Raw genomic sequence first — 23,501 nt, forward strand, 5'->3', positions numbered from 1 at the left:
TTACTTGAACTCAGGCGGCCGCTTCTGGCGCAGGCTCGCCATGCCTTCGTGCACGTCGGGGCCGGCAAAGCCCATAAATTCGAGCGCCAGCGAAGTATCGAAAGCGGGCCCGGCCATGCGCAGCCAGTTGTTGAGGGCGTACTTGGTCCAGCGGATCGCCGTCTGCGACCCGGCCGCCAGCCTGTTGGCGACCTCGAAGGCGCGCGCCACCAGTTCATCCTCATCCACCGCCAGCGAGACCAGGCCGATCCGCTCGGCTTCTTCGCCGCTGACCGACTCGCACAGCATCAGATAGTACTTGGCCTTGGCCATTCCGCACAGCAGCGGCCACACGATCGCGGCATGGTCGCCCGCCGCCACGCCCAGGCGGGTATGCCCGTCGACGATGCGCGCGGTCTTTGCCGCGATGGAGATATCGGCCAGCAGCCCGGCCACCAGCCCGGCACCGACCGCGGGGCCGTGCATCGCGGACACCACCGGCTTGTCGCAGTTGATGACGTTGTAGACCAGGTCGCGCGCCTCGTGCCACACGCGGGTGCGGGTGGCGAAGTCATTGGCCATGTCTTCCACCAGCGCCAGGTCGCCACCGGCCGAGAAGCCCTTGCCCTCGCCACGGATCAGCGCCACGCGCACGTCGGGATCGGCGGACACGTCGCGCCAGATCTCGGCCAGCTCGCGGTGCATGTTGGCATCGGCCGTGGCCAGCTTCTGGTTGGCCGACTGGGCGGCGCCCATGATGATTTCCAGGATGGGGCCGTGCTGGCGCAGGGTGAGCGCCTGATAGCGTTCGTAGCGGGGAGAAAGCGGCGTGGAGGAGGCGGGGGCGGTCATGGGTGGCCTGTGGGGTAGGAGTTAGCGGGGCGCGCCGGGTGCATTGCACATTTACCAACCGGTCGGTCGGTTAATTATATGCAAATCCGGCGCGGCGCCGTGCTACTCCTTCAGGCCGGTGGCGGCGCTCAGGCGGCGACCACCAGCTGGTCGATCGCGCCGAAGACCGAATGGCCCTGCGCATCGAACATCTCGATCTTCACCGCGTCGCCGAACTTCATGAATTCGGTGACCGGCTTGCCTTCGTCGATGGTTTCCAGCATGCGCTTTTCGGCGATGCAGCAGTAGCCCTTCTTGCGGTCGACATTGGAGATCGTGCCCGAACCGACGATGCTGCCGGCGCGCACATTGCGCGTCTTGCAGATATGGGCGATCAGCTGGCCGAAGTCGAACACCATGTCGGTGCCGCAATCCGGCGCGCCGACCTTCTTGCTGTTCCAGTGCACCGTCATCGGCAGGTGTACCTTGCGCTCGCGCCAGGCCTCGCCGAGCTCGTCGGGTGTTAGGGCGACCGGCGAAAACGCCGTGGCCGGCTTGCTCTGGAAGAAGCCGAAGCCCTTGCCGAGCTCGGCCGGGATCAGGTTGCGCAGCGAGATATCGTTGACAAGCGCCAGCAGGCGGATGGCGTCGCCGGCCTGCTCGGGCGTGGCGCCCATCTTCACGTCGCTGGTGATGACGGCGACTTCGGCCTCGAAGTCGATGCCGAAGGCTTCGCTGGCGCAGACGATGTCGTCCTGCGGGCCGAGGAAATCGTCGGAGCCGCCCTGGTACATCAGCGGATCGGTCCAGAACTCGGGCGGCATCTCGGCGCCGCGCGCCTTGCGCACCAGCTCGACGTGGTTGACATAGGCGGAGCCGTCGGCCCACTGGTAGGCGCGCGGCAGCGGCGCCATGCAGTCCTTGGGATCGAACGGGAACGGGTGGCGAGCGCGGCCGGCGTTGAGCGAGTCGTACAGGTCCTGCAGTTGCGGCGCGTAGAAGTGCCAGTCGTCCAGCACGGTCTGCAGCTTGCCGGCAATGTCGGTGGCGAAGTGGGCGGTCTTCAGGTCGCGCGACACGACTACGAGCTGGCCGTCGCGCGATCCGTCCTTCAGGGTTGCGAGTTTCATGAATGCGGTGCGGTAGTGAACGAAGGCGTCCGCCGGCTCACCGTGCGCGGCGGACGCAGCTAGTCTACCGTGATGCCCTTGGCTTTGATCAGCTTGCCCCAGCGCTCGGCTTCCGCATGGGCATAGCTGGCGAACTCCTCGGGCGAGCTGGAAACGGCTTCCACGCCCACGCCTTCGAGGCGCTTCTGCACGTCAGGGCTCTTTAGTGCCTTGACCAGTTCCGCATTCAGGCGCGTCACGATCGGCTTCGGTGTGCCGGCGGGCGCGACCACGCCCTGCCAGGCATAGGCCTCGAACCCGGGCACCCCCGCCTCGGACACGGTTGGCACGTTTGGCAGCGCAGTCAGCCGCCTGGGCGTAGCCACGCCAAGCGCGCGCAGCTTGCCGGCGGCGACGTTCTGCTGGCCGGCCGCCAAGTCCAGGAACATCAGCTCGACCTGGCCGGCCAGCAGGTCCTGCACCGCTGGCGCGGCGCCCTTGTAGGGCACGTGGGTCATCTTGATCCTGGTCTGGTCCATGAACAGCTCCATGGCCAGGTGGTGCGGGCTGCCAGCGCCGGGGGAGGCAAAGTTGACCTTGCCCGGATTCTTCTGCGCGTATTCGATCGCCTCCTTGAGCGTGCGCGCCGGGAAGTTCGGCGTCGCTACCAGGATCAGCGGAAAGCGCGCCACCATGCCGACGTGAACGAAGTCCTTGTCGGCGTTGTAGGGCAGCTTCTTGTACAGCGACGGGTTGGCGGCCAGCGTAGCGGTGTCGGCCGTCAGTACGGTGTAGCCGTCAGGCTTGGCATGTGCCACCGCATCCGCGCCGACGATGGTGGCGGCGCCCGGGCGGTTGTCGATCACGATCTGCTGGCCCAGCGCGGGCGAAATGGCCTGGCCGAGCGTGCGCGCGACCACGTCGGTGCCGCCGCCGGCGGGATAGGGCACCACCCAGCGGATCGGCTGCGCGGGCCAGTCGGCGGCGCTGGCCGGGGTGGATGCTGCAATCATGGCGGTGAACAGCGTACCGGCCGCTGCGAGTGCGGCAAGCGCGCGAGGCAGGGCAGAACGCGAGACGGGGCGAAGGCGGCGCATTGAGTTGTCTCCGTGAAGAAGGGGCCGGCTCGTGCGGCGCTTGGAAGAAGCGCCGCGGCGGGTCTGTTAGCGAACAAAGTCTACCGACGGTTTAAAAATTGGTAAATCGATTTCGCTATAGTAAATTTGCATGAGAAGTTGCCCCTGCCGAGTGACGAACGGGCGCTTTCCCCCTCTGTTCCCTGTCGATTTAATCACTTTTTCCGTCAACCATCGCGCATGACCGAACCCGAAGACGACGACGCCAAGCTGCGTTCCGGAATCCAATCCATCGAGGTGGGATTCAAGCTGTTGCAGGCACTGGCGGCGTCGCCGCGCGCGATGATGTTGCGCGATCTGGCTGCTGCCGCCGAGATGAACCCGGCCAAGGCGCACCGCTACCTGGTGAGCTTCCTGCGCCTCGGCGTGGTGGTGCAGGATCCGGTGGGCGGGCGCTATGACCTCGGCCCCTTCGCGCTGCAACTGGGGCTGGCGGGCCTCAACCGGCTCGATCCGGTGAAGAAGGCGCGCCCGATCCTGTCGCAACTGCGCGACGAGATCGAGCAGACGGCGGGCATTGCCGTGTGGGGCAACCATGGCCCGACCATCGTGCACTGGGAAGAATCCAGCCATCCGGTCACGGTGAGCCTGCGCCTGGGCGATGTCATGCCGATGCTCAACTCAGCCACCGGCAGGCTCTATGGCGCGTATCTGTCGCGCAAGCAGACGCTGCCGCTGATCGAACGTGAACTGGCCGCGCGCGGCAACGACGCCTTGCCGGACATGCCGCGTTCGTTGCAGGAATACGACGCCATCTGCGCCGATGTGCATGCCCATGGCGCGGCCCGCACGCGCGGCGGCGTGCTGCCGGGCATCAATGCATTCTCGATGCCGGTGTTCGACGCCAACGGCCATCTGGCCATGGCGCTGATCGTGCTGGGCGCGCAGAGCGTATTCGATGCAGAATGGGGCGGTACGGTGGATCGCCGCGTGCGGGACATCGCCCAACAGCTCTCTTCGGAACTCGGCTACCTTGGCGCCGCCCAACCGACCGCACAAAACGGCCAACCCTGATTCCCGCGCCAGACGAACCGCCGATCCCAGCGTCTGGCGGCGGCGGCGCTGGATCATCGTCATCGCCCTGGTATTGCTGGTCCACGTGCTGGCCGTTGTCGGCTTCGTGCGCATGCCGGGCCCGCTGATTCCGCTCGACGTCTCCCATACCCCTTCGCTGGAAGCGGTGCTGCTGCCGCCGCCCAAGCCGCCCAAACCGCCGGCGCCGCCGGTCGAGCGGCCCCGTCCGCAGCCGAGGCCCCGGCCGGCGCCGCCGCAGCCTGAACCGCAGGAAACGCCCGAGCCGCCGGCGCCGCCGCTGGCCACCTCGCCGGGCGGCACGACCGAGGCCGTCACGGGTCCGGGCGGTGAAGGCACCGCGGCGGCGTCCGCTGCCCCCGCCTCCGCGCCCGGCACCGGCGCGCCTGCCGCGGGCGCCGAAGGAGCGCGCTACGTGGCGCCCCCGTCAGCCACCATGCACTACGCCAGCTTCGTCAACGGCGTGCAGAACCCCGATGGCCTGATCCGCTGGGAGCAGGACGGCAAGCGCTACCGGCTGTCGGTTGAAACCCGCGTACTGTGGTTCCGCTTTGCCTTCCAGAGCAGCGGCGCGATGGCAGAGCAAGGGCTGGTGCCGGAGCGCTACGAGGAAAGGCGGCGCAGCAAGTCGGAGGCTTCGCGTTTCGACCAGGCGGCGGGCACGGTGGCCTTTGCGTCGGGCAACCAGGCGCCGCTCACGCCGGGCGCGCAGGACCGGTTCAGCGTGTTCCTGCAGCTGGTTGGGCTGGTGCGGGGCAATCCCCAGCGCTACGCGACGCCCGGCGTGACCGAAACCTTTAATGTGGCCGACACGCGCGACCTCGAACCGATGCTGGTGCAGTACGTGGGCGAGGATCAGGTCGATACCGGCAGCGGCCTTGTGCGCGCCAAGCACTTCGTGCGCCTGCAGCGGCGCGCCAACGACCGCCGGCGCGTCGAGGTGTGGCTGGCGCAGTCCCTGGGCTGGATGCCGGTCAGGCTGCGCCAGACCGAACCGGACGGCACGCAGATCGATCTGGTCTATCGCGGCAGCGAAGGCGGCAAATAATGCCTACCCTAGAGGAGTACGCACCGCTCGCCCAAGGAGTCTGCCAATGACTGCCAGTACGAGTACGCCACCAGACGCCCCGCCCGGCGCAATGCATCGCATCCATGCCGATGGCGCCGACCTGCAGGTCCGCGTGGATGGCACGGACGGGCCGTGGGTGGTCCTGGCGCATGCACTCGGCGCCAACCACACGCTCTGGGATGTGACGGCGCGCCACCTGGCCGCGCGCTATCGTGTGCTGCGCTACGACCTGCGCGGACACGGCGCGAGCGATGCGCCGCTTGGCCCCTACACGATGACAAGGCTGGCCGACGACGTGATCGCCATCATGGACGCGCTAGAGATCCCCCAGGCGCATTTCTGCGGCATATCGGTCGGCGGCATGATCGGCCAGACGCTGGGCCTGCGCCACGCCGAACGGCTGCTGTCGCTCACGCTTGTCGCCACCGTCAACCACACGCCGCTGGACGCACACCCGATGTGGCACAACCGCATCGGCCAGGCAGAAGCGCACGGCATGAGCGGCCTGGCCGATGCCACGCTGGAACGCTGGCTGACCGCGCCCTTCCGCTCTGCACACCCCGACGAGGTGGCACGCATCCGCGCCATGCTGCTCGCGACGCCCGTGCGCGGCTACGTGGGCGTAAGCCAGGCCATCATGGCCTTCGACCTGGCTGGCGCCCTTTCACGCATCCACTGCCCGACGCTGGTGATGGCTGGCGAGGAAGACCAGGGCGCGCCGGTTTCGATGGCAGAGGCGATCGCGGGCGCGATCCCGGGGGCGAAGCTGGAAATTCTGCCCCAGGCGGCGCATCTGGCCACAGTCGAGCAGCCGGAGCGGTTTCATGCCGCATTCGATGCATTTCTCGGTAACGCTGCCTGCGGCGGGCAGTGCGACGTGCCGTGAGCCGAAACACACTGCTGCAAAACCCTCAAGAAACTTGTTGCAGTTGCCGTTGCCCAATGTGTAGATGGAACGTTTCAGGTCGTAAGGTGGCCTGCCAGCCCAGAACTTGATATTCCGGCAACCACCCTCAGCTTGGAGGTAACGCCGCGGCGCCCGCTCAATCGAAACAATGAAAGAAGAGGCAGCCGCAAACCATGACGCCAAGGAGGTGTGCCATGCAAATGATCTACAACAGCGACAATTACTGCATTGTCGAGTTTGGGGCAGATGTCGAGCAAGCGCCTCTCGAATTCGGTGGCTACGAAATCGTCGACAAGAACCTCAAGCGCGAGATTTTCCTGGGCGGCCACCTGGCCGAGAGCTTCCGCGCGGACGTGAAACGCCTGATCGAAAGCGAGCCATCGGTGGAAGAAGTCGATGATTTTCTCGCCAAGTTCGATACCGTGATGACGCATCCGCTGGTGATGCACTGAGCGGACCTCAAGATGTAGAAACGCCCGCGAAAAGCGGGCGTTTTTGTTTCGGAGGCAGCGCGGCTAGTACTGTTCCCACGGCAGGCCTTCGTGGCGCCAGCCGTTGAGCGTGTTCCGGTGGCGCTGGGCATCGAGATCGCCTTCAAAGCCGTGCAGCACGTTGTAGACGTCGGAGAATCCCGCGCCTTCCAGCGCCCTGGCCGCGGCGGTCGAGCGGTTGCCGCTGCGGCAGATCAGCAGCACCGGCCGCGCGGAAACGTGCCCGGCCAGCTTCTTCACCGCCTGCACGAAGTGCGGGTTGACCTCCCAGTCCGGGCCATCGTTCCAGGGCACGTTGTGTGCGCCCTTGGGGTGGCCGACGAACAGGTATTCCATCTCGCTGCGGCAATCGATGAAGAGCGCTTCCGGCGATTGCTGCAGCAGGTTCTGGGCGTCGGCGGGGCTGAGGTGTTGCATGGGGCGGACGAGCGGGTCGTCATTTGGTGATGGTTACGCCTCTCAGTGTAGGCGCGCGGGGCCCATGGAGGCAACCGCCGGCCCCCGCACCAGCCCGCAAGGCCTTGATGCACCTGATAAAATCGCTGTCTAACCTTATCCGCCTGCCTTTCCGGAATTCCCGCCATGAGTGCCCCTGACCAACCCACCGCACGTCCCGCACTGCGTCCGTACACCCGGGCTGCCAACCTGCCCCGGCTGCTGCAAGAACGCATCCTGATCCTGGACGGCGCCATGGGCACCATGATCCAGCGCTACAAGCTGTCCGAGGCCGACTACCGCGGCGAACGCTTCGCCGGGCACAAGGTGGACGTGAAGGGCAACAACGAACTGCTGCTGCTCACGCGCCCGCAGGTCATCAGCGAGATCCACGAGCAATACCTGGCCGCCGGCGCCGACCTGATCGAGACCAACACCTTCGGCGCCACGCGCGTGGCACAGGAGGACTACAAGATGGCCGATCTGGCGTACGAGATGAACGTCGAGGCCGCCCGCCTGGCGCGCGCCGCCTGCGACAAGTACAGCACGCCTGACAAGCCGCGCTTCGTGGCCGGCGCCTTCGGCCCCACGCCCAAGACGGCCAGCATCTCGCCGGACGTGAACGATCCCGGCGCGCGCAACGTCACCTTCGAGGAACTGCGTGCCTCGTACTACGAGCAAGGCAAGGGCCTGCTCGAAGGCGGTGCGGACGTGTTCCTGGTCGAGACCATCTTCGACACGCTCAACGCCAAGGCAGCACTGTTCGCCATCGACCAGTTGTTCGAAGACACCGGCGAGCGTGTGCCGGTGATGATCTCCGGCACGGTCACCGATGCGTCCGGACGCATCCTGTCCGGCCAGACCGTCGAAGCGTTCTGGAACAGCCTGCGCCACGCGCGCCCGATCACCTTCGGCCTGAACTGCGCGCTCGGCGCGACGCTGATGCGCCCCTATATCGCCGAGCTGGCGAAGGTGTGCGACGCCGCGGTGTCGTGCTATCCGAACGCCGGCCTGCCCAATCCGATGAGCGACACCGGCTTTGACGAAACGCCCGAGGTCACCTCGTCGCTGGTGGAGGAATTTGCCGCGTCGGGGCTGGTGAACCTGGTGGGCGGCTGCTGCGGCACCACGCCCGAGCATATCGCCGCCATTGCCCAGCGCGTGGCCAACAAGACCCCCCGCACCTGGCCCGGCCAGTACCGCGTCGCCGCCTGAGCCCGGAGCCCAAGAATATGAGCAACAACAACCTTCCCCCGCGCCCGATGCGCCTCTCTGGCCTCGAGCCCTTCACCATCGACGACGACACGCTGTTCGTCAACGTCGGCGAGCGCACCAACGTCACCGGCTCCAAGGCCTTTGCGCGGATGATCCTGAACGGCCAGTTCGACGAAGCGCTGGCGGTGGCACGCCAGCAGGTCGAGAACGGCGCGCAGATCATCGACATCAACATGGACGAGGCCATGCTGGATTCGAAGGCCGCCATGGTCCGCTTCCTGAACCTGATCGCCTCCGAGCCGGACATCGCGCGCGTGCCGATCATGATCGACTCGTCCAAGTGGGAAGTGATCGAGGCCGGCCTGCAGTGCGTGCAGGGCAAGCCGGTGGTGAACTCGATCTCGCTGAAAGAGGGCGAAGAGCAGTTCCGCCACCACGCCGAGCTGATCCGCCGCTATGGCGCCGCTTCGGTGGTGATGGCGTTCGACGAGAAGGGCCAGGCCGACACCTTCGCGCGCAAGACCGAGATCTGCAAGCGCAGCTACGACCTGCTGGTCAACGAAATCGGCTTCCCGCCCGAGGACATCATCTTCGACCCGAACATCTTCGCGGTTGCCACCGGCATTGAAGAGCACAACAACTACGCGGTCGACTTCATCGAGGCCACGCGCTGGATCAAGAAGAACCTGCCATATGCGAAGGTGAGCGGCGGCGTGTCCAACGTGTCGTTCTCGTTCCGCGGCAACGACACGGTGCGCGAGGCGATCCACACCGTGTTCCTGTACCACGCCATCGGCGCGGGCATGGATATGGGCATCGTCAACGCGGGTCAGCTCGGCGTGTATGACCAGCTTGACCCCGAGTTGCGCGAGCGCGTGGAAGACGTGGTGCTCAACCGCCGCGAGGATTCTACCGACCGCCTGCTGGAAATTGCGGACCGCTTCAAGGGCGGCGGCGCCAGGAAGGAAGAAAACCTCGCCTGGCGCGGTACGCCCGAGCAGCCGGTGCCGGTGGGCGAGCGCCTGGCGCACGCGCTGGTGCATGGCATCACCACCTTCATCGTCGAAGATACCGAGGAGGTCCGCCAGCAGGTCGAGGCGCGCGGCGGCCGCCCGATCGAGGTGATCGAAGGCCCGCTGATGGACGGCATGAATATCGTCGGCGACCTGTTTGGCGCCGGCAAGATGTTCCTGCCGCAGGTGGTCAAGAGCGCGCGCGTGATGAAGCAGGCCGTGGCGCACCTGCTGCCCTACATCGAGGAAGAAAAGCGCCTGCTGGCGGAGGCCGGCGGCGATGTGAAGGCGCGCGGCAAGATCGTCATCGCCACGGTAAAGGGCGATGTGCACGATATCGGCAAGAACATCGTGTCGGTGGTGCTCCAGTGCAATAACTTCGAAGTGGTCAACATGGGCGTGATGGTCCCGTGCAACGAGATCCTGGCCAAGGCCAAGGTCGAGGGCGCGGATATCGTCGGCCTGTCGGGCCTGATCACGCCGTCGCTGGAAGAAATGGCCTATGTCGCGTCGGAAATGCAGCGCGACGACTACTTCCGCGTGAAGAAGATTCCGCTGCTGATCGGCGGCGCCACCACCTCGCGCGTGCACACCGCGGTGAAGATTGCGCCCAATTACGAAGGCCCGGTGGTCTATGTGCCGGACGCCTCGCGCTCGGTCAGCGTGGCTTCGAGCCTGCTGTCCGACGATGGCGCGGCAAAGTATCTCGACGACCTGAAGTCCGACTACGAGCGCATCCGCACCCAGCACGCCAACCGGAAGGCCACGCCGATGGTGACGCTGGCGCAGGCGCGCGCCAACAAGACGCCGATCGACTGGAGCGGCTACGTGCCGCCGAAACCCAAGTTCATCGGCCGGCGCGTGTTCCGCAACTACGACCTGTCGGAGCTGGCCAACTACATCGACTGGGGTCCGTTCTTCCAGACCTGGGACCTGGCCGGCAAATTCCCCGACATCCTCAACGACGAGATCGTCGGCGAGTCGGCGCGCCGCGTGTTCTCGGACGGCAAGGCAATGCTGTCGCGCCTGATCCAGGGCCGCTGGCTGACCGCCAACGGCGTGATGGCGCTGCTGCCGGCCAACACGGTGAACGACGACGATATCGAGATCTACACGGACGAGACCCGCAGCAAGGTTGCGCTGACCTGGCACAACCTGCGCCAGCAGAGCGAGCGCCCGGTGGTGGACGGCGTGCGCCGGCCCAACCGCTGCCTGGCCGATTTTGTCGCGCCGAAGGACAGCGGCATTGCCGACTATGTGGGCCTGTTTGCCGTCACCGCGGGTATCGGCGTGGACAAGAAGGAAGCGCAGTTCGAAGCCGACCACGACGATTACAGCGCGATCATGCTCAAGGCCCTGGCCGACCGCCTGGCCGAAGCGTTTGCCGAATGCCTGCATGAGCGCGTGCGCAAGGACCTGTGGGGCTACGACGCCGGCGAGCAGCTCAGCAACGAGCAGCTGATCGCCGAGTCCTATCGCGGCATCCGTCCGGCGCCCGGCTATCCGGCCTGCCCGGAGCACACCGTGAAGGGCCCGATGTTCAGCTTCATCGATGCGGCAGATATCGGCATGGGCATCACGGAATCGCTGGCCATGACGCCGGCGGCGTCGGTCAGCGGCTTCTACCTGGCCCATCCCGAGTCGACGTACTTCAGCATCGGCAAGATCGGCCAGGACCAGCTGGACGACATGGCGGCGCGCCGCCACGAAGACCGGAGTGCGCTCGAGCGCGCACTGGCGCCCAACCTGTAACTGCATGCGTCGCCCGGCCGCCACATGACAGCGGCGGCCGCTGCGGTGCAGGTCGTTGATGCGACAGGGAAAATGCCTGCGCAGCGCAGCATTTCCCCCGCCCGGGCGCCGTTCCAGGCGCCTCACAACTCCTTACACTGCATTGCAACTGCTCACAGACCGGCAGCGGCAGCGTCCCTAGACTGAGGGCTCAGTTCACGCAAACACCAGCGCGAACACCGCGGCGAATGTTTCTCCGCGGAGCTTCCTGAAAGGAGTCTCTCCATGAAAAAACTGCTGATCTCCCTGTCCGCTCTGTCGATCGCCGCCGCTTCCTCGCTCGCCATGGCACAAGGCACTGGCGTTGCCGTGGGTACGAAAGCCGATGTCGGCGCATCGGTGACGACTCCCTCGCCTGGCGCCGCCGTGCAGGGCGCCACGGGTGCAGTAGGCGGTGTTGCCGACAAGGGCTCCGCAGCTCTGGGCGCAGCGAGCGACAAGGGTTCCGCGGCGATGGGCGCCGAGACCTCCGGTTCCGCCAAGGCTGACGCCGGCGCCAAGGCCAAGCACAGCAGCAAGCACAGCACCAAGAAGGGCAAGGGCGACGCCAGCCTGGGAGCCGGCGCGGATGCCGATGCCAGCGTGAAGACTCAGTAAGCCCGCGACGCGGGGAAGTCTTGGAAGGGTCGCCGCCCAGGCGATCCTGACGCAACGCAGCAAAAGGGGACGGAGGCCATCCGTCCCTTTTTGCGTTGCAGGGCGGCGCTGGCGCAACTTCGCCCTGGCCGGAGCCGGCATCGCCGGGACGCTCCATGTCAGCCTGACACCGACAGCCTGCGTGCTCACGCGGGCCTACAATGCATCCAAGGCAAGCGGGTTCGCCCGCTCCTCCCGGCACGCCTGGCGCGCCGAACCTAACATCCCGGAGCCCCTGATGATCCGCGTCCTGATCGCTGACGATCACGAGATTGTGCGTGCGGGTCTGCGCCAGTTCATATCCGAAGAACCCGACATCCAGGTGACGGGAGAGGCCGGCAGCGGTGATGAAGTCATGGCGCGCATGCGCGACGGCGAATTCGATGTGCTGGTGCTGGATATCTCGATGCCCGACCGCAACGGCATCGATGTACTCAAGCTGATCCGCCAGCGCAAGCCAGACCTGCCCGTGCTGATCCTGTCGACGTATCCCGAGGACCAGTACGCCATCAACCTGATCCGCGCTGGCGCCTCGGGTTACCTGACGAAAGAAAGCGCGCCTGACGACCTGGTCAAGGCGATCCGTACCGTGGCCCAGGGCCGGCGCTACGTGAGCGCCACGGTGGCCGACCTGCTGATCGGCGGGCTGGGCAAGCCGACCGAGCAGCCGGTGCACCAGATGCTGTCCGAGCGCGAATTCCAGATATTCTGCAAGCTGTCGCGCGGCCAGTCAGTGTCGGTGATTGCCGACGAATTATTCCTGAGCGTCAAGACCGTGAGCACCTATCGCTCCCGCATTCTCGAGAAGATGGGCATGAAGACAAACGCCGATCTGACCTACTACGCCATCAAGAACGGGCTGGTCGAATAGCCGGCAGGGGGCAGGCGGCACCGAGCCGCCTTTTCCATGCCGTGCAGACGACCGCACCAGAACTATTGAATTATGTCGGAGCAGGCTTCGCTTCCTTCCTACCGGGCATTGCGTGTCCTCCTGATCGAGGACTCGGACGTCCTGCGGAGCATGCTGCTCGAATACCTGAAGGATTTCCCGTTCATCGAATCGGTCGACTGGGCAGATACCGAGGCGATGGCGCTGCGCTTGGTGGCCGGCCAGAACTATGACGTGGTGATCGTCGACCTGCAGTTGCGGCAGGGAAACGGCGTCAATGTACTGCGCGCGATGCAGAAGGCGGGGACCAGGAGCATGCGCATCGTCTACACTAACCACGCGCAGGTTTCCATGTACCGGCGCCAGTGCACCGAGGCGGGTGCCGACTACTTCTTCGACAAATCGCTCGAGCTGGAGCAGGTCTTCCGCGTGATCGAGGAGCACGCGGCCCAGCCCTGAGCTTTCTTTCCTAGGTTTCGCTCTCCGGCACTTCCGCGGGTGCCAGCACCGACGCGGTGAGCGGCACTTCGACGCGGATGCTCACACCCGATGACGGCGACGAATCGATCCGCATGCTTCCGCCCAGTGCCGTCACGCGCTGCTCCATGCCCAGCAGGCCGTGATGGCCGGACGTGCTGCCGGCATCGAAATCGGGCGGCATGCCCTTGCCATCGTCGCGCACCGTCAGCGTCAGCTGCGTTGTCGTGAAGTCCAGCCAGACCCTGACATGCCTCGCCTCCGAGTATTTGCTGGCGTTGGTCAGCGATTCCTGCACGATACGGTAGAGCGCAATGGCCGCGTCGTCGCGCAGGGGAGGCAGGTCCTCGGGCACGCGTACCTCGGTTTCCCAGTTGTTGCGCGTGCCGACGTCCTCCACCAGCTGGCACAGGGCCGCGCGCAGGCCCAGGTTGAGCAGCACGGTGGGGCGCAGGTCTTCGATCAGGCGCCGCTTGATCTGGATGCCCTGGTCCACGTGCAGCATCACGCGCGAGAGCTTTTCCGCCGCTTCCGGCTGCGTGTCCTGCACGCGGCGGCGCACCCAGTGCAGGTCGAGCTTGATGGCGGTGAGAATGGCGCCCAGTTCATCATGCAGCTCGCGCGCAAGCCGGGTCTTCTCGTCCTCGGTCACGCGCTGCAGATGGCCGGCCAGTGCCGACAGCTGGCGCGTGCGGGCGCGCACCTTGCGGTCCAGCCGCACGCCTTCCTCTTCAAGTTGCGAGCGTTCGGCTTCCGCCTGCGACAGCCGGCGGGCGTGGCCGAGTCCGATCGCGACCAGCAGCATGATGTTGATGGCGGTCAGCAGGGCAATGCCGTAGCGCGACAGCTGGACGTTGCGATCGGCGCCTTCCAGCCGGTGCGATACCGAGCCGGCCTCGCGCGCCAGCAGGTTCTCCAGGTCGCGGCGCGCGTTGTCCATGGTCTGCTTGCCATAGTCGGTGCGGACCAGGTCAAGCGCCACTTCGAGGTCGCGCTTGCCGTAGACCAGTGTCAGCGCCATTTCATTGAGCTTGCTGCTGATGAGCCTGGAGGTATCGCCAAACATCCGCAGCCCATCGCGATCCTGAGCGTAGTCCGCGCGGATCTGCGCCATCAGCTCGTTGATGCGCGGCAGTGCCTTGTAGTAGGGCTCCAGGTAGCTTTCCTTGCCGGTGATGAGGAAGCCGCGCTGGCCGGCTTCCGCATTGACCAGCTCGCTGTTCAGTGCGGCCAGCTCCGTCTGCACGCGCTGCGAGCGGATCACATCCGTATAGCTTTCGCGCAGCCTGATATTCCCGGTCTCGGAGGCAACCAGCACTGCCACTGTCAACACGATGCCCCCCGCCAGCAACAAGGTATGGGGCACGAGCGATGGCTTGAACATGGGCAATTCCTGTAGAACGGCGCGCCGCGCGCGAACACAACGCGCCCTGGGGCGGACATGGGATCACATCGCAGGGGGCGGGTCAACCTTGACCGCAGCGGCGTTTCGTCTCCCTGTAGGACTCGACTGACAAAGGAATCGGCTCGCTGTGGGTGCCCGCCCGCGCCTGCGATTCCTACGATGAGGCTATGAGCTTGCGCGTCCTGGCGCAAGCTGCAAAGGCGGGTGAACCGCTCCGTACAGGACGGCTCGCTACCTTTTTCGGGAGCTTAGCCATGCTGCAGTACGCACTCGTATTTTTTGTTATCGCCCTGATCGCGGCGATCTTCGGCTTTGGCGGCATCGCTGCCGGCGCCGTTGAAATTGCCAAGATCCTGTTCTTCATTTTCCTGATCGTGGCCCTCGTTGCGGCTGTGATGGGGCTGGTCCGCAGACGCTGACGCCGGTGCGGCCCGTCGACTGAACGCCTCGCACGCCGTGCGCCGCGATCCGAATCCTTAGGAGACCACATGCTGACGCACAACCCCAAAGTCCGGAAGGAAATCAACCATCTTGCCGACAGCGCTGACAGCACCATCCGCCAGCTCCGGCACGCCGCGCGCGATACCCGCGATGCGGCTGGCCCGGTGTCCGAGGAGGTGAAGGCCCTGATCGGCCAGCTGGAACACACCATCGAAGTGCTGGCGCGCGAAGGATCGGCCGAAAGCCTGCGTGCGGGCCGGCGCATGCGCGAGCGCGCCGCCGACATGGCAGAACGGTTACGCGCCCAGACCAGCGAAGGCATGATGCGGGCCCGCGAGCGTATGGATGGCGCCGTGGAACAAGCACAGCAGCGCGTGGCCGAATCCCCGCTGAAGGCCATCGGCCTGGCGGCTGCGATCGGTGCGCTGATCGGCCTGATGCTGGCAAGCCGCCATCGCGACGACGAATAGGAGATCCGCGGGCCGGGCCCACGCTTGCCCCGCGGACCACCAACCGAGCAATTCCCCCTTTCCGGACACAATCCTGATCCGGGAGCCCGGCAACGCTACGGCGCTGCCGGGCGTTTTTTTGGGCAGCGCTGCGTTATGCGCGGGGACTCACACCCCCCACAACACGTCCACGCCCTCGCGCTGCGAGGCGCGCAGCATATCCAGGAAGGGGTAGGCGCGCTGGCCCAGGTGCAGGGGCTCTTCTTCCAGCTCCTCGTCGGACTTGTCGGGCGATACCGCGGCATTCGCTGGGTGGGTGCGCTTGGCATCGGTCACAGCGGCTTCCAGCTTCTGGATCGCGCGAGGCATTTCTTCCGTGGTGATCACCCCCCGCTCGCCCAGATGCTTGCCGATGATGCCCAGAAGCGTCATGGCCAGGTCTTTCATCATGATCAGGTCCTGCGACGCGTGGGATTTGAAGGTGATCAGCATGATGTAGTTCCTTTCACGGACATGCGGGACGCGCGCTTCCCGGGGGCGGGAACGCCGCGCGGATTGTGGCTCCGGAGAGCCGCGCGCATGATGTCAGCATAGCACCTGATAAAATTCCGCGTTCCGAATTCCATTGCTTCCCACGCGGCGCGGCGTTCACATCCCGCTTGCGTGCCGGCGCCGCCCGTGCGGCGTCCGGAATACTGCCCCCAGGGCTCCGACATCCATGCTGCCTGTTCAGACCTCCATTCTTGCCGCTGCGTTCACTGACGCCGTGCGCGCGCTCGCCCCGGCCGATGCGGCCCTGCCCGCCGTCACCTTCGAGCGCCCCAAGGTCGCCGCCCATGGCGACCTGGCGTGCAACGTCGCCATGCAGGTCGCGCGTGCGCTCAAGAGCAACCCGCGCGAGCTGGCACAGCGGATCGTCGCGGCGGTGCAGGCCGACCCCCGCGCCGCCGGGCTGGTCGAGGCCATGGAAATTGCCGGGCCGGGCTTTATCAACCTGCGCCTGAACGCCGCTGCCAAGGCCGACGTCCTGCGCGCGGTGCTCGGCGAGGGCGACCACTACGGCGCGCGCGAGCGCGGCGTGCACGGCCAGGTGCTGGTCGAGTTCGTCTCGGCCAACCCGACCGGCCCGCTGCACGTCGGCCACGGCCGCCAGGCGGCACTGGGCGACGCGCTCGCCAACCTGCTGTCGTGGCAGGGCTTCCACGTGCACCGCGAGTTCTATTACAACGACGCCGGCGTGCAGATCCAGACCCTGGCGCTGTCGGTGCAGGCCCGTGCGCGCGGCCTCAAGCCGGGCGACGCCGCCTGGCCCGAATCCGCCTATAACGGCGACTACATCGCCGATATCGCCGCCGACTTCCTGGCCGGCAAGACAGTCAGCGCCTCCGACGGCGAGCCGGTCACGGCCTCGGGCAAGGTCGACGACATCGACTCGATCCGCAAGTTTGCCGTGACCTACCTGCGCAACGAGCAGGACATCGACCTGCAGGCGTTCGGCGTCAAGTTCGACCGCTACTACCTGGAATCGTCGCTGTACAGCGACGGCCGCGTGGAAGCCGCCGTGCAGTCGCTGATCGGCAAGGGCAAGACCTACGAGCACGAAGGCGCGCTATGGCTGCGCACCACCGACGACGGCGACGACAAGGACCGCGTCATGAAGAAGACCGACGGCACCTACACGTACTTCGTGCCGGACGTGGCCTACCACACCACCAAGTGGGAGCGCGGCTTCACCAAGGTCATCAACGTGCAGGGCAGCGACCACCACGGCACCATCGCCCGCGTGCGCGCCGGCCTGCAGGGGCTGGACATCGGCATTCCGCAGGGCTACCCCGACTACGTGCTGCACAAGATGGTCACGGTGATGAAGAACGGCGAGGAGGTGAAGATCTCCAAGCGCGCCGGCTCCTACGTCACCGTGCGCGACCTGATCGAGTGGAGCAACGGCGGCGACGAAACCATCCGCGGCTGCCTGGACGCCGGCGTGGCCGACTGGCCCGAGCACTTCACACGCGGCCGCGACGCCGTGCGCTTCTTCCTGCTGTCGCGCAAGGCCGATACCGAGTTCGTCTTCGACGTCGACCTGGCGCTCAAGCAGAACGACGAAAACCCGGTGTACTACGTGCAGTACGCCCACGCCCGCATCTGCTCGATCTTTGAGTCGTGGGCCGGCGCGGAGTGGGAAAGCCGCCTGGGCGAGCTGGCCGGCACCGACCTGGCCGCCGTCACCGGCTCCGAAGCCAGCCCGCAGGCGCTCGCGCTGGGCCGCCGCCTGGCCGAGTTCCCGGACATGCTGGCCGCTGCCGCCAGCGAGCTGGCGCCGCACGCGGTTGCCTTCTACCTGCGTGACCTCGCGGGCGATTTTCACGCTTTCTACAACGCCGACCGCGTGCTGGTGGACGACGAAACCGTCAAGCGCGCCCGCCTGGCGCTGCTGGCCGCCACGCGCCAGGTACTGCGCAACGGCCTGGCCGTGATCGGTGTCTCCGCGCCGCGCCGTATGTAAGACGGCCAGCGGACGCGCGCCCGGCGGCTCCGGCCCCGGCGCGATGCCAGTGCTGCCCGCGGCGGCACTGGCTCTATAATCCCGGCATCACCGAAGAGGACTTCATGCAACAGCAACGCAAGCGCGATTCGCGCAACGCCCGCCGCGGCCAGCAACGCGGCGGTACGTTCCTGGGCCTGGTGCTCGGGCTGATCATCGGGCTGGCCATCGCCGTGGTGGTCGCCCTGTACATCACCAAGTCGCCGGCACCGTTCCAGCAGAAGAACGCGCCACCCCGCCCGAGCGAACCCGGCAATGTGGCCAGCACGCTGCCGAGCCCGGCCAGCCCGGCGCAGGAAGGCCCGTCCGACCCCAACAAGCCGCTGTGGAGCAAGACGCCCGCCAAGCCGGTCGGCCAGCCGCCCGCTGAAGCGGAGAAGCCGCAGGCCAGCAATGGAAATGGCAGTGGGAATGGCAACGGCACGGCCGAGAAGCAGTCGCCCGTGGCGGTAGCCAAGCCGGCTGAAAAGCCGGCGGAGAAGCCCGCCGAGAAGCCGGCTGACAAGACCGTGGCGATGAACAAGCCGGCCGAGAAGCCGGTGGTGGACCCGATCGCCGAGATCGCCCAGGCCGATGCCGCCAAGGTAGGCTACCTGCTGCAGGTCGGCGCGTTCCGTTCGTCCGACGATGCCGACCGCCAGAAGGCCAACCTCGCCATGCAGGGCTTCGAGGCCAAGATCACCGACCGCGACGTCAACGGCGTGAAGATGTATCGCGTCCGCCTCGGGCCGTTCAATCGGATCGAAGACATGAACAAGGCCCGCGACCGCCTGCAGTCGGCCGGCTTCGATGCCTCGGTCATTCGTTTTTCCAAGCAGTAATGCGCAGTTGCGCGCACTAACGCGCTGTAACCTTGTGGCCGGCTGCACGCTGAACCGTGTGCCGCCGGCGCTGTCATACGCTCATCGCCCAACCCGGAAGGCTGCACCAAGATGAAGAAACTCGCCGCTCTGATTGCCACGTTTGCCGCCGTCGGCGGCCTGCTGATGACCGCTCCCGCCCAGGCGGCGCCCACCGAGGGCAAAGAGTACACGGTCCTGAAGGCGCCGCAGCCGGTCCCGGCCGGCAAGATCGAGGTCACCGAATTCTTCTGGTACGGCTGCCCGCACTGCTTCGATTTCGAGCCGGAGCTGGAAGCCTGGGTCAAGAAGCAGGGCAAGGATGTCGTCTTCAAGCGCGTGCCGGTCGCGTTCCGCGATGACCTGCTGCCGCACACGAAGATCTTCTATGCGCTCGAATCCATCGGCAAGCTGGAAGCCATGCATGGCAAGGTGTTCAATGCCATCCATGTCGACCGCAAGCGCATGCTGGACCCGAACGAGATTGCCGACTTCATGGCCAAGAACGGCATCGACCGCAAGGCCTTCCTTGATGCCTACAACTCGTTCTCGGTGACGACCAACGCGCAGCGCGCCAACAAGATTGCCGACGCCTACAAGGTCGACGGCGTGCCGACCGTGGTGGTGCAGGGCAAGTACGAGACCTCGCCGTCCATCGCCGGCAACAAGGGAGCCGCGATCCAGGCCATGGATTACCTGGTCACGCAGGTCCGCGACAAGAAGCTCTGAGTCGCTGACAGCAAGGCCGGTACCGAGTACCGGCTTTTTTCATTCCACCCTTCCTTTTCCGGTACGCCGATGCGCCCACAGAAAGTCTTCCTCACCGGCGCCTCCAGCGGACTGGGCCAGGCGCTGGCCCGCGAATATGCCACCCAGGGCGCCATCCTCGGTCTCGTGGCCCGGCGCGAGGACGCGCTGCGTGATTTTGTCGCAACGCTGCCCAATCCCGGCGCGGTACGGATCTATGCAGCCGATGTCCGCGATGCCGATGCCATGACTGGCGCGGCGCAGGATTTCCTGGCGCATTTTGGCTGCCCTGACGTGGTGATCGCCAACGCCGGCGTTTCAGTCGGCACCGTGGCCAGCGAGCGCGAGGATCTCGCAGTCTTCCGCATGGTCATGGATACCAACTGGTTCGGCATGCTGACCACCTTCCAGCCCTTCCTGCACCCGATGCGCGAGCGCGACCCGGGCGCCGGCGGCTGGCGCGGCACGCTGGTGGGCATTGCCAGCGTGGCTGGCGTGCGCGGGCTGCCTGGCGGCGGTGCCTACAGTGCGTCCAAGTCGGCGGTGATCAAGCTGCTGGAGAGCCTGCGGCTGGAGCAGCGGCGCCATGGCATCCGCGTGGTGACCATCGCGCCGGGCTATATCCGTACGCCGATGACCGCGCACAACCCCTATCGCATGCCATTCCTGATGGACGCCGACGTCTTTGCGCGCAAGGCGGTGCGGGCGATTGCGGCGGGCAGCCGCTTCCGGGTCATTCCCTGGCAGATGGGCTGGGTGGCATCGCTGATGCACCTGATGCCGCGCTGGCTGTACGACATGCTCGCGGCACGCGCGCCCCGCAAGCCGCGCCAGCCGGGCGGGAAGGACTGACCATGTGGCGCGACGCCATCGGCCAGCAGCACGCCGCGGCCACTGGCGAGGTGCGCATTGCCTCGCTGGTGCCTTCGGTGACGGAACTGCTGTTCGCGCTCGATCTCGGCCCGCTACTGGTTGCTCGCACCGGCTTTTGCGTCCATCCGGAGCCGGCGGTGCGCGCGGTGGCGAAGGTTGGGGGCACCAAGGACGTAAGGCTGGAAAAGCTGCGAGCGCTGGCGCCGACGCATGTCATCGTCAACGTCGACGAGAACCGGCGCGAGACCGTCGAGGAGATCCGCAGCTTTGTGCCGAACGTGATCGTCACCCACCCCTGCGGGCCGGAAGACAACTTCGATCTCTATCGCCTGCTGGCCGGCATCTTCGGGCGCCATGCGCAGGCCGAAGCGCTGTGCGCGGCGCTGCAGGCGGAGCTGGATGCCATCCGTGCCCGCGCCTGGCCGGCGCGCCGCGTGCTTTATGCGATCTGGCAGGACCCGTGGATGACGGTGTCGCGCGACACCTATATCAGCCGCATGCTGGCGCTGGTGAACTGGCAGACCTGGCCGGAAGACAGCGGCAAAGCGCCGCGGGCCTGTGTCGATGGGGATTGCTCCCGGCCCAACGCGCCCGGCGAGCGCTATCCGAGCTTCCGCTGGAACGATGCGCTGGTGCACAGCCTCGATGAAGTCCTGCTGTCGACCGAGCCCTACCGGTTCACGGAGGAACACGCCGACGCGCTGGAGCGTCAGCTCGGCAAGCCGGTGATGCTGGTCGATGGCGAGATGGTGTCGTGGTACGGCAGTCGCGCCATCGAAGGCGTGCGCTATCTGGCGGAACTGGCCGCCAGGTAACGCAATCAGGCGGCCCGGAAGCGGATCACGCCGTCATCGCCGGTCTCCCGCAGCAACTCGCCGCGATGCCACAGCGCATGCAGGTGCGCCAGCGATTCGCCCATGGCAAACGTCATCTGGTGGATGTCGAACTGGCGCTTGAAGATCACGCTGACGATGTCATGCGCGCTGCAGGCCTTCTTGCGGCACGCTTCCAGCGTTTCGGCCAGCCGGTCGGCATGGTGTTCGCGCAGCTGCATGATGCGGGTGTGCAGGTTGCGGAACGGACGGCCGTGCGACGGCAGGATCAGCACGTCTTGCGGCAGGCCCTCGTACTTGGTCAGCGAATCGAGGTAGAGCTGCAGCGAATTGCCTTCCGGCTCCATGTCGAACACGCTGACATTGGTGGAAATCCGCGGCAGCACCATGTCGCCGGAGATCAGCACGTTGGTGGCGGCGTTGTACAGCGCCACGTGCTCCGGCGAATGGCCAAAGCCGGTGATCACGCGCCAGCCGGAGGTGGCCGGGTCGGTGCCGATCGAAACGATGTCGCCCTCCATCAGCCGGCGGTACTGGCTCGGCAGGTCGGGCACCAGCGACGGGTAATAGGTCTTGCGGGCGCGCAGCTTTTCCTGGCTGTCCGCATCGGTCAGACCATGCAGCGCGAAGTGCGCGGCGGCCGCGTCGCCGCCCGCGCTGGAGCCGGCGCCGGTGCCGCTGCCCATCACGCGTGCGCTCATATAGTCGCCCAGGCTCATCCACAGCCGCACGTCGAAGCGCTTGCACAGCCAGTGCGCCAGCCCGACGTGGTCGGGGTGGCTGTGCGTGACCAGCACGCGCAGCACCGGCAGGCCTTCCAGTTCGTTGGCGAAGATGGTTTCCCAGTGGCCCTTGATGGTGTCGTTGGTGATGCCGCAGTCGATGATCGTCCAGCCCTCCTTGCCATCGATGCGGTCGCGCAGCAGCCACAGGTTGATATGGTCGAGCGCGAAGGGCAGCGGCATGCGCAGCCAGTAGACGCCGGGCGCCACTTCCTGTTTGGTGCCGGGCTCGGGCAAGGTGTCCGCGAACGGATACTGGAGCTGGTGTTCGAGTGCGTTCATGAGGAGTCTCGGTAGTGGAAGCCTTGCCATGACGGGCGGGCGGCTTTCTCGTCGTTGCCTTCGCGCCCGCAGCGGGGGCGTGAAAGCGCCAGTTGCCAGCCGTCGCACTTGACGCTAACGTAAACGTCAATTGGTACGGCTTGTCTCAATCTTAAGCGAAAACTTCATTTCGCAACGAACGACCGTTCACTTTCTTTGGGCGCATCATGGCTGTCACGCAATCTCCCGCTTCCGCCACCTTTACGATCACCGAACTCGCGCGCGAGTTCGATGTCACCCCGCGCGCTATCCGTTTCTACGAGGACCAGGGCCTGCTGTCCCCGGAGCGCGCCGGGCCGGGTGGCCGCAAGCGAGTCTACAACGGCCGCGAGCGCACGCGCCTGAAGCTGACGCTACGCGGCAAGCGGTTAGGGCTCACTCTCAACGAGATCCGCGAAATTCTGGATCTGTACGAGTCGCCTCGCGACACCGCGCCTCAGCTGGAGCGCTTCCTGCACTCGCTGGCGCTGCATCGCGGTACGCTGGAGCGCCAGATGGAAGACCTGCAGGCCCAACTGGCCGAGATCGACCAGCATGAGCGGCAGTGCAGGGCGCTCCTGGCGGCACAGAAGACGGGCGCCGGGGTGTCCGATGAGGCCAAAACCGCCTGATTCGGCACTTCATCAAACCAGCGCTTCCGGATTTAGTTGACGTTTACGTAAACGTAAATAAAATACCCCGACGGTCGCCATCCATCGCCGCAACTTAACCGCTTACACATCGGATCTCCGCCATGTCGTCAGCCAATGCCTCCGCCGTTCCCACTGCTGAATCCGGGCTGCTGTCCGCCGCACGGGCCGATGCCATCGCCACCAGCTTTTCGCGCCAGGGCTTGATGACTTCCTTCGGTGCGAGCCTGAGCCGGGTCGAGCACGGCGAAGTCGAGATCGCCATGCCGTGGTCCGAAGGCGTGACCCAGCAGCATGGCTTCTTCCATGGCGGTGCGGTGGGCGCGCTGGCCGACAGCGCCTGCGGCTACGCCGCGCTGTCGATGGTGGGCGAAGGCGAGGCGGGCCTGACCGCCGAATACAAGATCAACCTGCTGTCCCCAGCCAAGGGCGAACGCCTGGTTGCTGTGGGCCGCGTCCTCAAGCCCGGCCGCACGCTGATCGTGGCGCAGGGCGATGTCTACGTCGAGCAGGACGGCCGCCGCAAACAGGTGGCCACCATGCTGATGACGTTATGCGTGGTCCGTACCCTGGACCACGTCTGAGCTTGCTGATCCGGCGATCTGCCGGACATACGAACCGATTCCA

25 protein-coding genes are annotated in these 23,501 nt (G+C 66.1%); 18 read left to right on the plus strand and 7 right to left on the minus strand.

The features are described from left to right. The 3 genes from RM96_RS20540 to RM96_RS20550 all read right to left on the minus strand — a co-directional run bounded on the left by RM96_RS20540 (position 1) and on the right by RM96_RS20550 (position 3,016). Complete coding sequence (locus RM96_RS20540; protein WP_039013259.1) at positions 1-831, minus strand: enoyl-CoA hydratase/isomerase family protein; 831 nt, start codon at positions 829-831, stop codon at positions 1-3. A gap of 128 nt (positions 832-959) precedes the next feature. Then, positions 960-1,940, minus strand: a complete 981-nt coding sequence (locus RM96_RS20545; RefSeq protein ID WP_039013260.1) for a fumarylacetoacetate hydrolase family protein — start codon at positions 1,938-1,940, stop codon at positions 960-962. Between the two features lie 59 nt (positions 1,941-1,999). Beyond that, complete coding sequence (locus tag RM96_RS20550) at positions 2,000-3,016, minus strand: Bug family tripartite tricarboxylate transporter substrate binding protein (protein ID WP_052279616.1); 1,017 nt, start codon at positions 3,014-3,016, stop codon at positions 2,000-2,002. 219 nt (positions 3,017-3,235) lie between these two features. Between RM96_RS20550 and RM96_RS20555 the strand changes: the two genes are divergently transcribed. The 4 genes from RM96_RS20555 to RM96_RS20570 all read left to right on the plus strand — a co-directional run bounded on the left by RM96_RS20555 (position 3,236) and on the right by RM96_RS20570 (position 6,515). Next, the gene (locus RM96_RS20555; RefSeq protein WP_039013263.1) at positions 3,236-4,069 is read left to right on the plus strand and encodes an IclR family transcriptional regulator; all 834 of its coding nucleotides are present in this window, start codon (positions 3,236-3,238) and stop codon (positions 4,067-4,069) included. A gap of 112 nt (positions 4,070-4,181) precedes the next feature. After that, entirely contained in the window at positions 4,182-5,135 is a 954-nt protein-coding gene (locus RM96_RS20560) for a DUF3108 domain-containing protein (RefSeq protein ID WP_052279618.1), read from the plus strand. A gap of 91 nt (positions 5,136-5,226) precedes the next feature. Further along, positions 5,227-6,042 carry a 3-oxoadipate enol-lactonase gene (gene pcaD / locus RM96_RS20565; RefSeq protein ID WP_039013264.1) on the plus strand — a complete coding sequence of 272 codons (816 nt, stop codon included), beginning with the start codon at positions 5,227-5,229 and terminating at the stop codon, positions 6,040-6,042. A 215-nt stretch (positions 6,043-6,257) separates the two neighbouring features. Further along, complete coding sequence (locus RM96_RS20570) at positions 6,258-6,515, plus strand: BTH_I0359 family protein (protein ID WP_039013266.1); 258 nt, start codon at positions 6,258-6,260, stop codon at positions 6,513-6,515. A gap of 63 nt (positions 6,516-6,578) precedes the next feature. Here the strand turns inward: RM96_RS20570 and RM96_RS20575 are convergent, their stop codons facing one another. After that, positions 6,579-6,971 (minus strand): rhodanese-like domain-containing protein, encoded by a 393-nt coding sequence (locus tag RM96_RS20575; protein WP_039013268.1) that lies wholly within the window; start codon positions 6,969-6,971, stop codon positions 6,579-6,581. A gap of 165 nt (positions 6,972-7,136) precedes the next feature. On the opposite strand from RM96_RS20575, the gene RM96_RS38760 reads away from it, so the two are divergent. The 5 genes from RM96_RS38760 (at position 7,137) to RM96_RS20600 (ending at position 12,992) form a co-directional block, all read left to right on the plus strand. Then, a complete protein-coding gene (locus tag RM96_RS38760; protein WP_039013270.1) occupies positions 7,137-8,204 on the plus strand; it encodes a homocysteine S-methyltransferase family protein in 1,068 nt (355 codons plus the stop codon). Between the two features lie 17 nt (positions 8,205-8,221). Continuing rightward, positions 8,222-10,969, plus strand: a complete 2,748-nt coding sequence (gene metH / locus RM96_RS20585; RefSeq protein WP_039013272.1) for a methionine synthase — start codon at positions 8,222-8,224, stop codon at positions 10,967-10,969. Positions 10,970-11,233: 264 nt separating this feature from the next. Then, positions 11,234-11,605 (plus strand): hypothetical protein, encoded by a 372-nt coding sequence (locus RM96_RS20590; protein ID WP_039013274.1) that lies wholly within the window; start codon positions 11,234-11,236, stop codon positions 11,603-11,605. 277 nt (positions 11,606-11,882) lie between these two features. Beyond that, on the plus strand, positions 11,883-12,515 hold the full coding sequence (locus RM96_RS20595; RefSeq protein ID WP_039013276.1) for a response regulator: 633 nt from the start codon (positions 11,883-11,885) through the stop codon (positions 12,513-12,515). 72 nt (positions 12,516-12,587) lie between these two features. After that, positions 12,588-12,992, plus strand: a complete 405-nt coding sequence (locus tag RM96_RS20600) for a response regulator (RefSeq protein WP_039013278.1) — start codon at positions 12,588-12,590, stop codon at positions 12,990-12,992. A 10-nt stretch (positions 12,993-13,002) separates the two neighbouring features. Here the strand turns inward: RM96_RS20600 and RM96_RS20605 are convergent, their stop codons facing one another. Next, the gene (locus RM96_RS20605) at positions 13,003-14,394 is read right to left on the minus strand and encodes a sensor histidine kinase (protein ID WP_039013280.1); all 1,392 of its coding nucleotides are present in this window, start codon (positions 14,392-14,394) and stop codon (positions 13,003-13,005) included. A gap of 275 nt (positions 14,395-14,669) precedes the next feature. On the opposite strand from RM96_RS20605, the gene RM96_RS37340 reads away from it, so the two are divergent. Both RM96_RS37340 and RM96_RS20615 read left to right on the plus strand, forming a co-directional pair. After that, positions 14,670-14,834, plus strand: a complete 165-nt coding sequence (locus RM96_RS37340; RefSeq protein ID WP_039013281.1) for a DUF1328 domain-containing protein — start codon at positions 14,670-14,672, stop codon at positions 14,832-14,834. Positions 14,835-14,903: 69 nt separating this feature from the next. Continuing rightward, complete coding sequence (locus RM96_RS20615) at positions 14,904-15,326, plus strand: glycine zipper domain-containing protein (protein WP_039013282.1); 423 nt, start codon at positions 14,904-14,906, stop codon at positions 15,324-15,326. A gap of 147 nt (positions 15,327-15,473) precedes the next feature. On the opposite strand, the gene RM96_RS20620 is transcribed toward RM96_RS20615, so the two are convergent. Continuing rightward, a complete protein-coding gene (locus tag RM96_RS20620; RefSeq protein WP_039013284.1) occupies positions 15,474-15,797 on the minus strand; it encodes a DUF1840 domain-containing protein in 324 nt (107 codons plus the stop codon). A gap of 226 nt (positions 15,798-16,023) precedes the next feature. Between RM96_RS20620 and argS the strand changes: the two genes are divergently transcribed. From argS to RM96_RS20645, 5 genes are all read left to right on the plus strand, one after another. Next, a complete protein-coding gene (gene argS, locus RM96_RS20625; RefSeq protein ID WP_039013285.1) occupies positions 16,024-17,811 on the plus strand; it encodes an arginine--tRNA ligase in 1,788 nt (595 codons plus the stop codon). Positions 17,812-17,915: 104 nt separating this feature from the next. Continuing rightward, positions 17,916-18,671, plus strand: a complete 756-nt coding sequence (locus RM96_RS20630) for an SPOR domain-containing protein (protein ID WP_039013286.1) — start codon at positions 17,916-17,918, stop codon at positions 18,669-18,671. 111 nt (positions 18,672-18,782) lie between these two features. Then, positions 18,783-19,418 carry a thiol:disulfide interchange protein DsbA/DsbL gene (locus tag RM96_RS20635; protein WP_039013288.1) on the plus strand — a complete coding sequence of 212 codons (636 nt, stop codon included), beginning with the start codon at positions 18,783-18,785 and terminating at the stop codon, positions 19,416-19,418. 69 nt (positions 19,419-19,487) lie between these two features. Next, the gene (locus RM96_RS20640; protein ID WP_039013289.1) at positions 19,488-20,288 is read left to right on the plus strand and encodes an SDR family oxidoreductase; all 801 of its coding nucleotides are present in this window, start codon (positions 19,488-19,490) and stop codon (positions 20,286-20,288) included. A 2-nt stretch (positions 20,289-20,290) separates the two neighbouring features. Next, positions 20,291-21,124 (plus strand): helical backbone metal receptor, encoded by an 834-nt coding sequence (locus tag RM96_RS20645; protein WP_039013291.1) that lies wholly within the window; start codon positions 20,291-20,293, stop codon positions 21,122-21,124. A 5-nt stretch (positions 21,125-21,129) separates the two neighbouring features. Here the strand turns inward: RM96_RS20645 and RM96_RS20650 are convergent, their stop codons facing one another. Beyond that, positions 21,130-22,206: an MBL fold metallo-hydrolase gene (locus RM96_RS20650; protein WP_039013292.1), complete on the minus strand. Its 1,077-nt coding sequence runs from the start codon at positions 22,204-22,206 to the stop codon at positions 21,130-21,132. A 206-nt stretch (positions 22,207-22,412) separates the two neighbouring features. On the opposite strand from RM96_RS20650, the gene RM96_RS20655 reads away from it, so the two are divergent. Both RM96_RS20655 and RM96_RS20660 read left to right on the plus strand, forming a co-directional pair. After that, positions 22,413-22,856: a MerR family transcriptional regulator gene (locus RM96_RS20655; RefSeq protein WP_039013294.1), complete on the plus strand. Its 444-nt coding sequence runs from the start codon at positions 22,413-22,415 to the stop codon at positions 22,854-22,856. 122 nt (positions 22,857-22,978) lie between these two features. After that, positions 22,979-23,458 (plus strand): PaaI family thioesterase, encoded by a 480-nt coding sequence (locus RM96_RS20660; protein WP_082016626.1) that lies wholly within the window; start codon positions 22,979-22,981, stop codon positions 23,456-23,458. The last annotated feature ends 43 nt before the right edge of the window (positions 23,459-23,501 follow it).

The organism is Cupriavidus sp. IDO, from assembly GCF_000812465.1.
Taxonomy (GTDB): Bacteria; Pseudomonadota; Gammaproteobacteria; order Burkholderiales; family Burkholderiaceae; genus Cupriavidus.

What these genes read in the sequence shown, in the direction of transcription:
- RM96_RS20575 (WP_039013268.1), bottom strand. Translation starts at nt 6,971, where the DNA reads ATGCAACACCTCAGCCCCGCCGACGCCCAGAACCTGCTGCAGCAATCG.
- RM96_RS20555 (WP_039013263.1), top strand. Translation starts at nt 3,236, where the DNA reads ATGACCGAACCCGAAGACGACGACGCCAAGCTGCGTTCCGGAATCCAA.
- RM96_RS20550 (WP_052279616.1), bottom strand. Translation starts at nt 3,016, where the DNA reads ATGCGCCGCCTTCGCCCCGTCTCGCGTTCTGCCCTGCCTCGCGCGCTT.
- RM96_RS20620 (WP_039013284.1), bottom strand. Translation starts at nt 15,797, where the DNA reads ATGCTGATCACCTTCAAATCCCACGCGTCGCAGGACCTGATCATGATG.
- RM96_RS20545 (WP_039013260.1), bottom strand. Translation starts at nt 1,940, where the DNA reads ATGAAACTCGCAACCCTGAAGGACGGATCGCGCGACGGCCAGCTCGTA.
- RM96_RS20595 (WP_039013276.1), top strand. Translation starts at nt 11,883, where the DNA reads ATGATCCGCGTCCTGATCGCTGACGATCACGAGATTGTGCGTGCGGGT.
- RM96_RS20540 (WP_039013259.1), bottom strand. Translation starts at nt 831, where the DNA reads ATGACCGCCCCCGCCTCCTCCACGCCGCTTTCTCCCCGCTACGAACGC.
- pcaD (WP_039013264.1), top strand. Translation starts at nt 5,227, where the DNA reads ATGCATCGCATCCATGCCGATGGCGCCGACCTGCAGGTCCGCGTGGAT.
- RM96_RS20635 (WP_039013288.1), top strand. Translation starts at nt 18,783, where the DNA reads ATGAAGAAACTCGCCGCTCTGATTGCCACGTTTGCCGCCGTCGGCGGC.
- RM96_RS20660 (WP_082016626.1), top strand. Translation starts at nt 22,979, where the DNA reads ATGTCGTCAGCCAATGCCTCCGCCGTTCCCACTGCTGAATCCGGGCTG.
- RM96_RS20650 (WP_039013292.1), bottom strand. Translation starts at nt 22,206, where the DNA reads ATGAACGCACTCGAACACCAGCTCCAGTATCCGTTCGCGGACACCTTG.
- metH (WP_039013272.1), top strand. Translation starts at nt 8,222, where the DNA reads ATGAGCAACAACAACCTTCCCCCGCGCCCGATGCGCCTCTCTGGCCTC.
- RM96_RS20570 (WP_039013266.1), top strand. Translation starts at nt 6,258, where the DNA reads ATGCAAATGATCTACAACAGCGACAATTACTGCATTGTCGAGTTTGGG.
- RM96_RS20615 (WP_039013282.1), top strand. Translation starts at nt 14,904, where the DNA reads ATGCTGACGCACAACCCCAAAGTCCGGAAGGAAATCAACCATCTTGCC.
- RM96_RS20655 (WP_039013294.1), top strand. Translation starts at nt 22,413, where the DNA reads ATGGCTGTCACGCAATCTCCCGCTTCCGCCACCTTTACGATCACCGAA.
- RM96_RS20590 (WP_039013274.1), top strand. Translation starts at nt 11,234, where the DNA reads ATGAAAAAACTGCTGATCTCCCTGTCCGCTCTGTCGATCGCCGCCGCT.
- RM96_RS20605 (WP_039013280.1), bottom strand. Translation starts at nt 14,394, where the DNA reads ATGTTCAAGCCATCGCTCGTGCCCCATACCTTGTTGCTGGCGGGGGGC.
- RM96_RS38760 (WP_039013270.1), top strand. Translation starts at nt 7,137, where the DNA reads ATGAGTGCCCCTGACCAACCCACCGCACGTCCCGCACTGCGTCCGTAC.
- RM96_RS37340 (WP_039013281.1), top strand. Translation starts at nt 14,670, where the DNA reads ATGCTGCAGTACGCACTCGTATTTTTTGTTATCGCCCTGATCGCGGCG.
- argS (WP_039013285.1), top strand. Translation starts at nt 16,024, where the DNA reads ATGCTGCCTGTTCAGACCTCCATTCTTGCCGCTGCGTTCACTGACGCC.
- RM96_RS20630 (WP_039013286.1), top strand. Translation starts at nt 17,916, where the DNA reads ATGCAACAGCAACGCAAGCGCGATTCGCGCAACGCCCGCCGCGGCCAG.
- RM96_RS20600 (WP_039013278.1), top strand. Translation starts at nt 12,588, where the DNA reads ATGTCGGAGCAGGCTTCGCTTCCTTCCTACCGGGCATTGCGTGTCCTC.
- RM96_RS20645 (WP_039013291.1), top strand. Translation starts at nt 20,291, where the DNA reads ATGTGGCGCGACGCCATCGGCCAGCAGCACGCCGCGGCCACTGGCGAG.
- RM96_RS20560 (WP_052279618.1), top strand. Translation starts at nt 4,182, where the DNA reads ATGCCGGGCCCGCTGATTCCGCTCGACGTCTCCCATACCCCTTCGCTG.
- RM96_RS20640 (WP_039013289.1), top strand. Translation starts at nt 19,488, where the DNA reads ATGCGCCCACAGAAAGTCTTCCTCACCGGCGCCTCCAGCGGACTGGGC.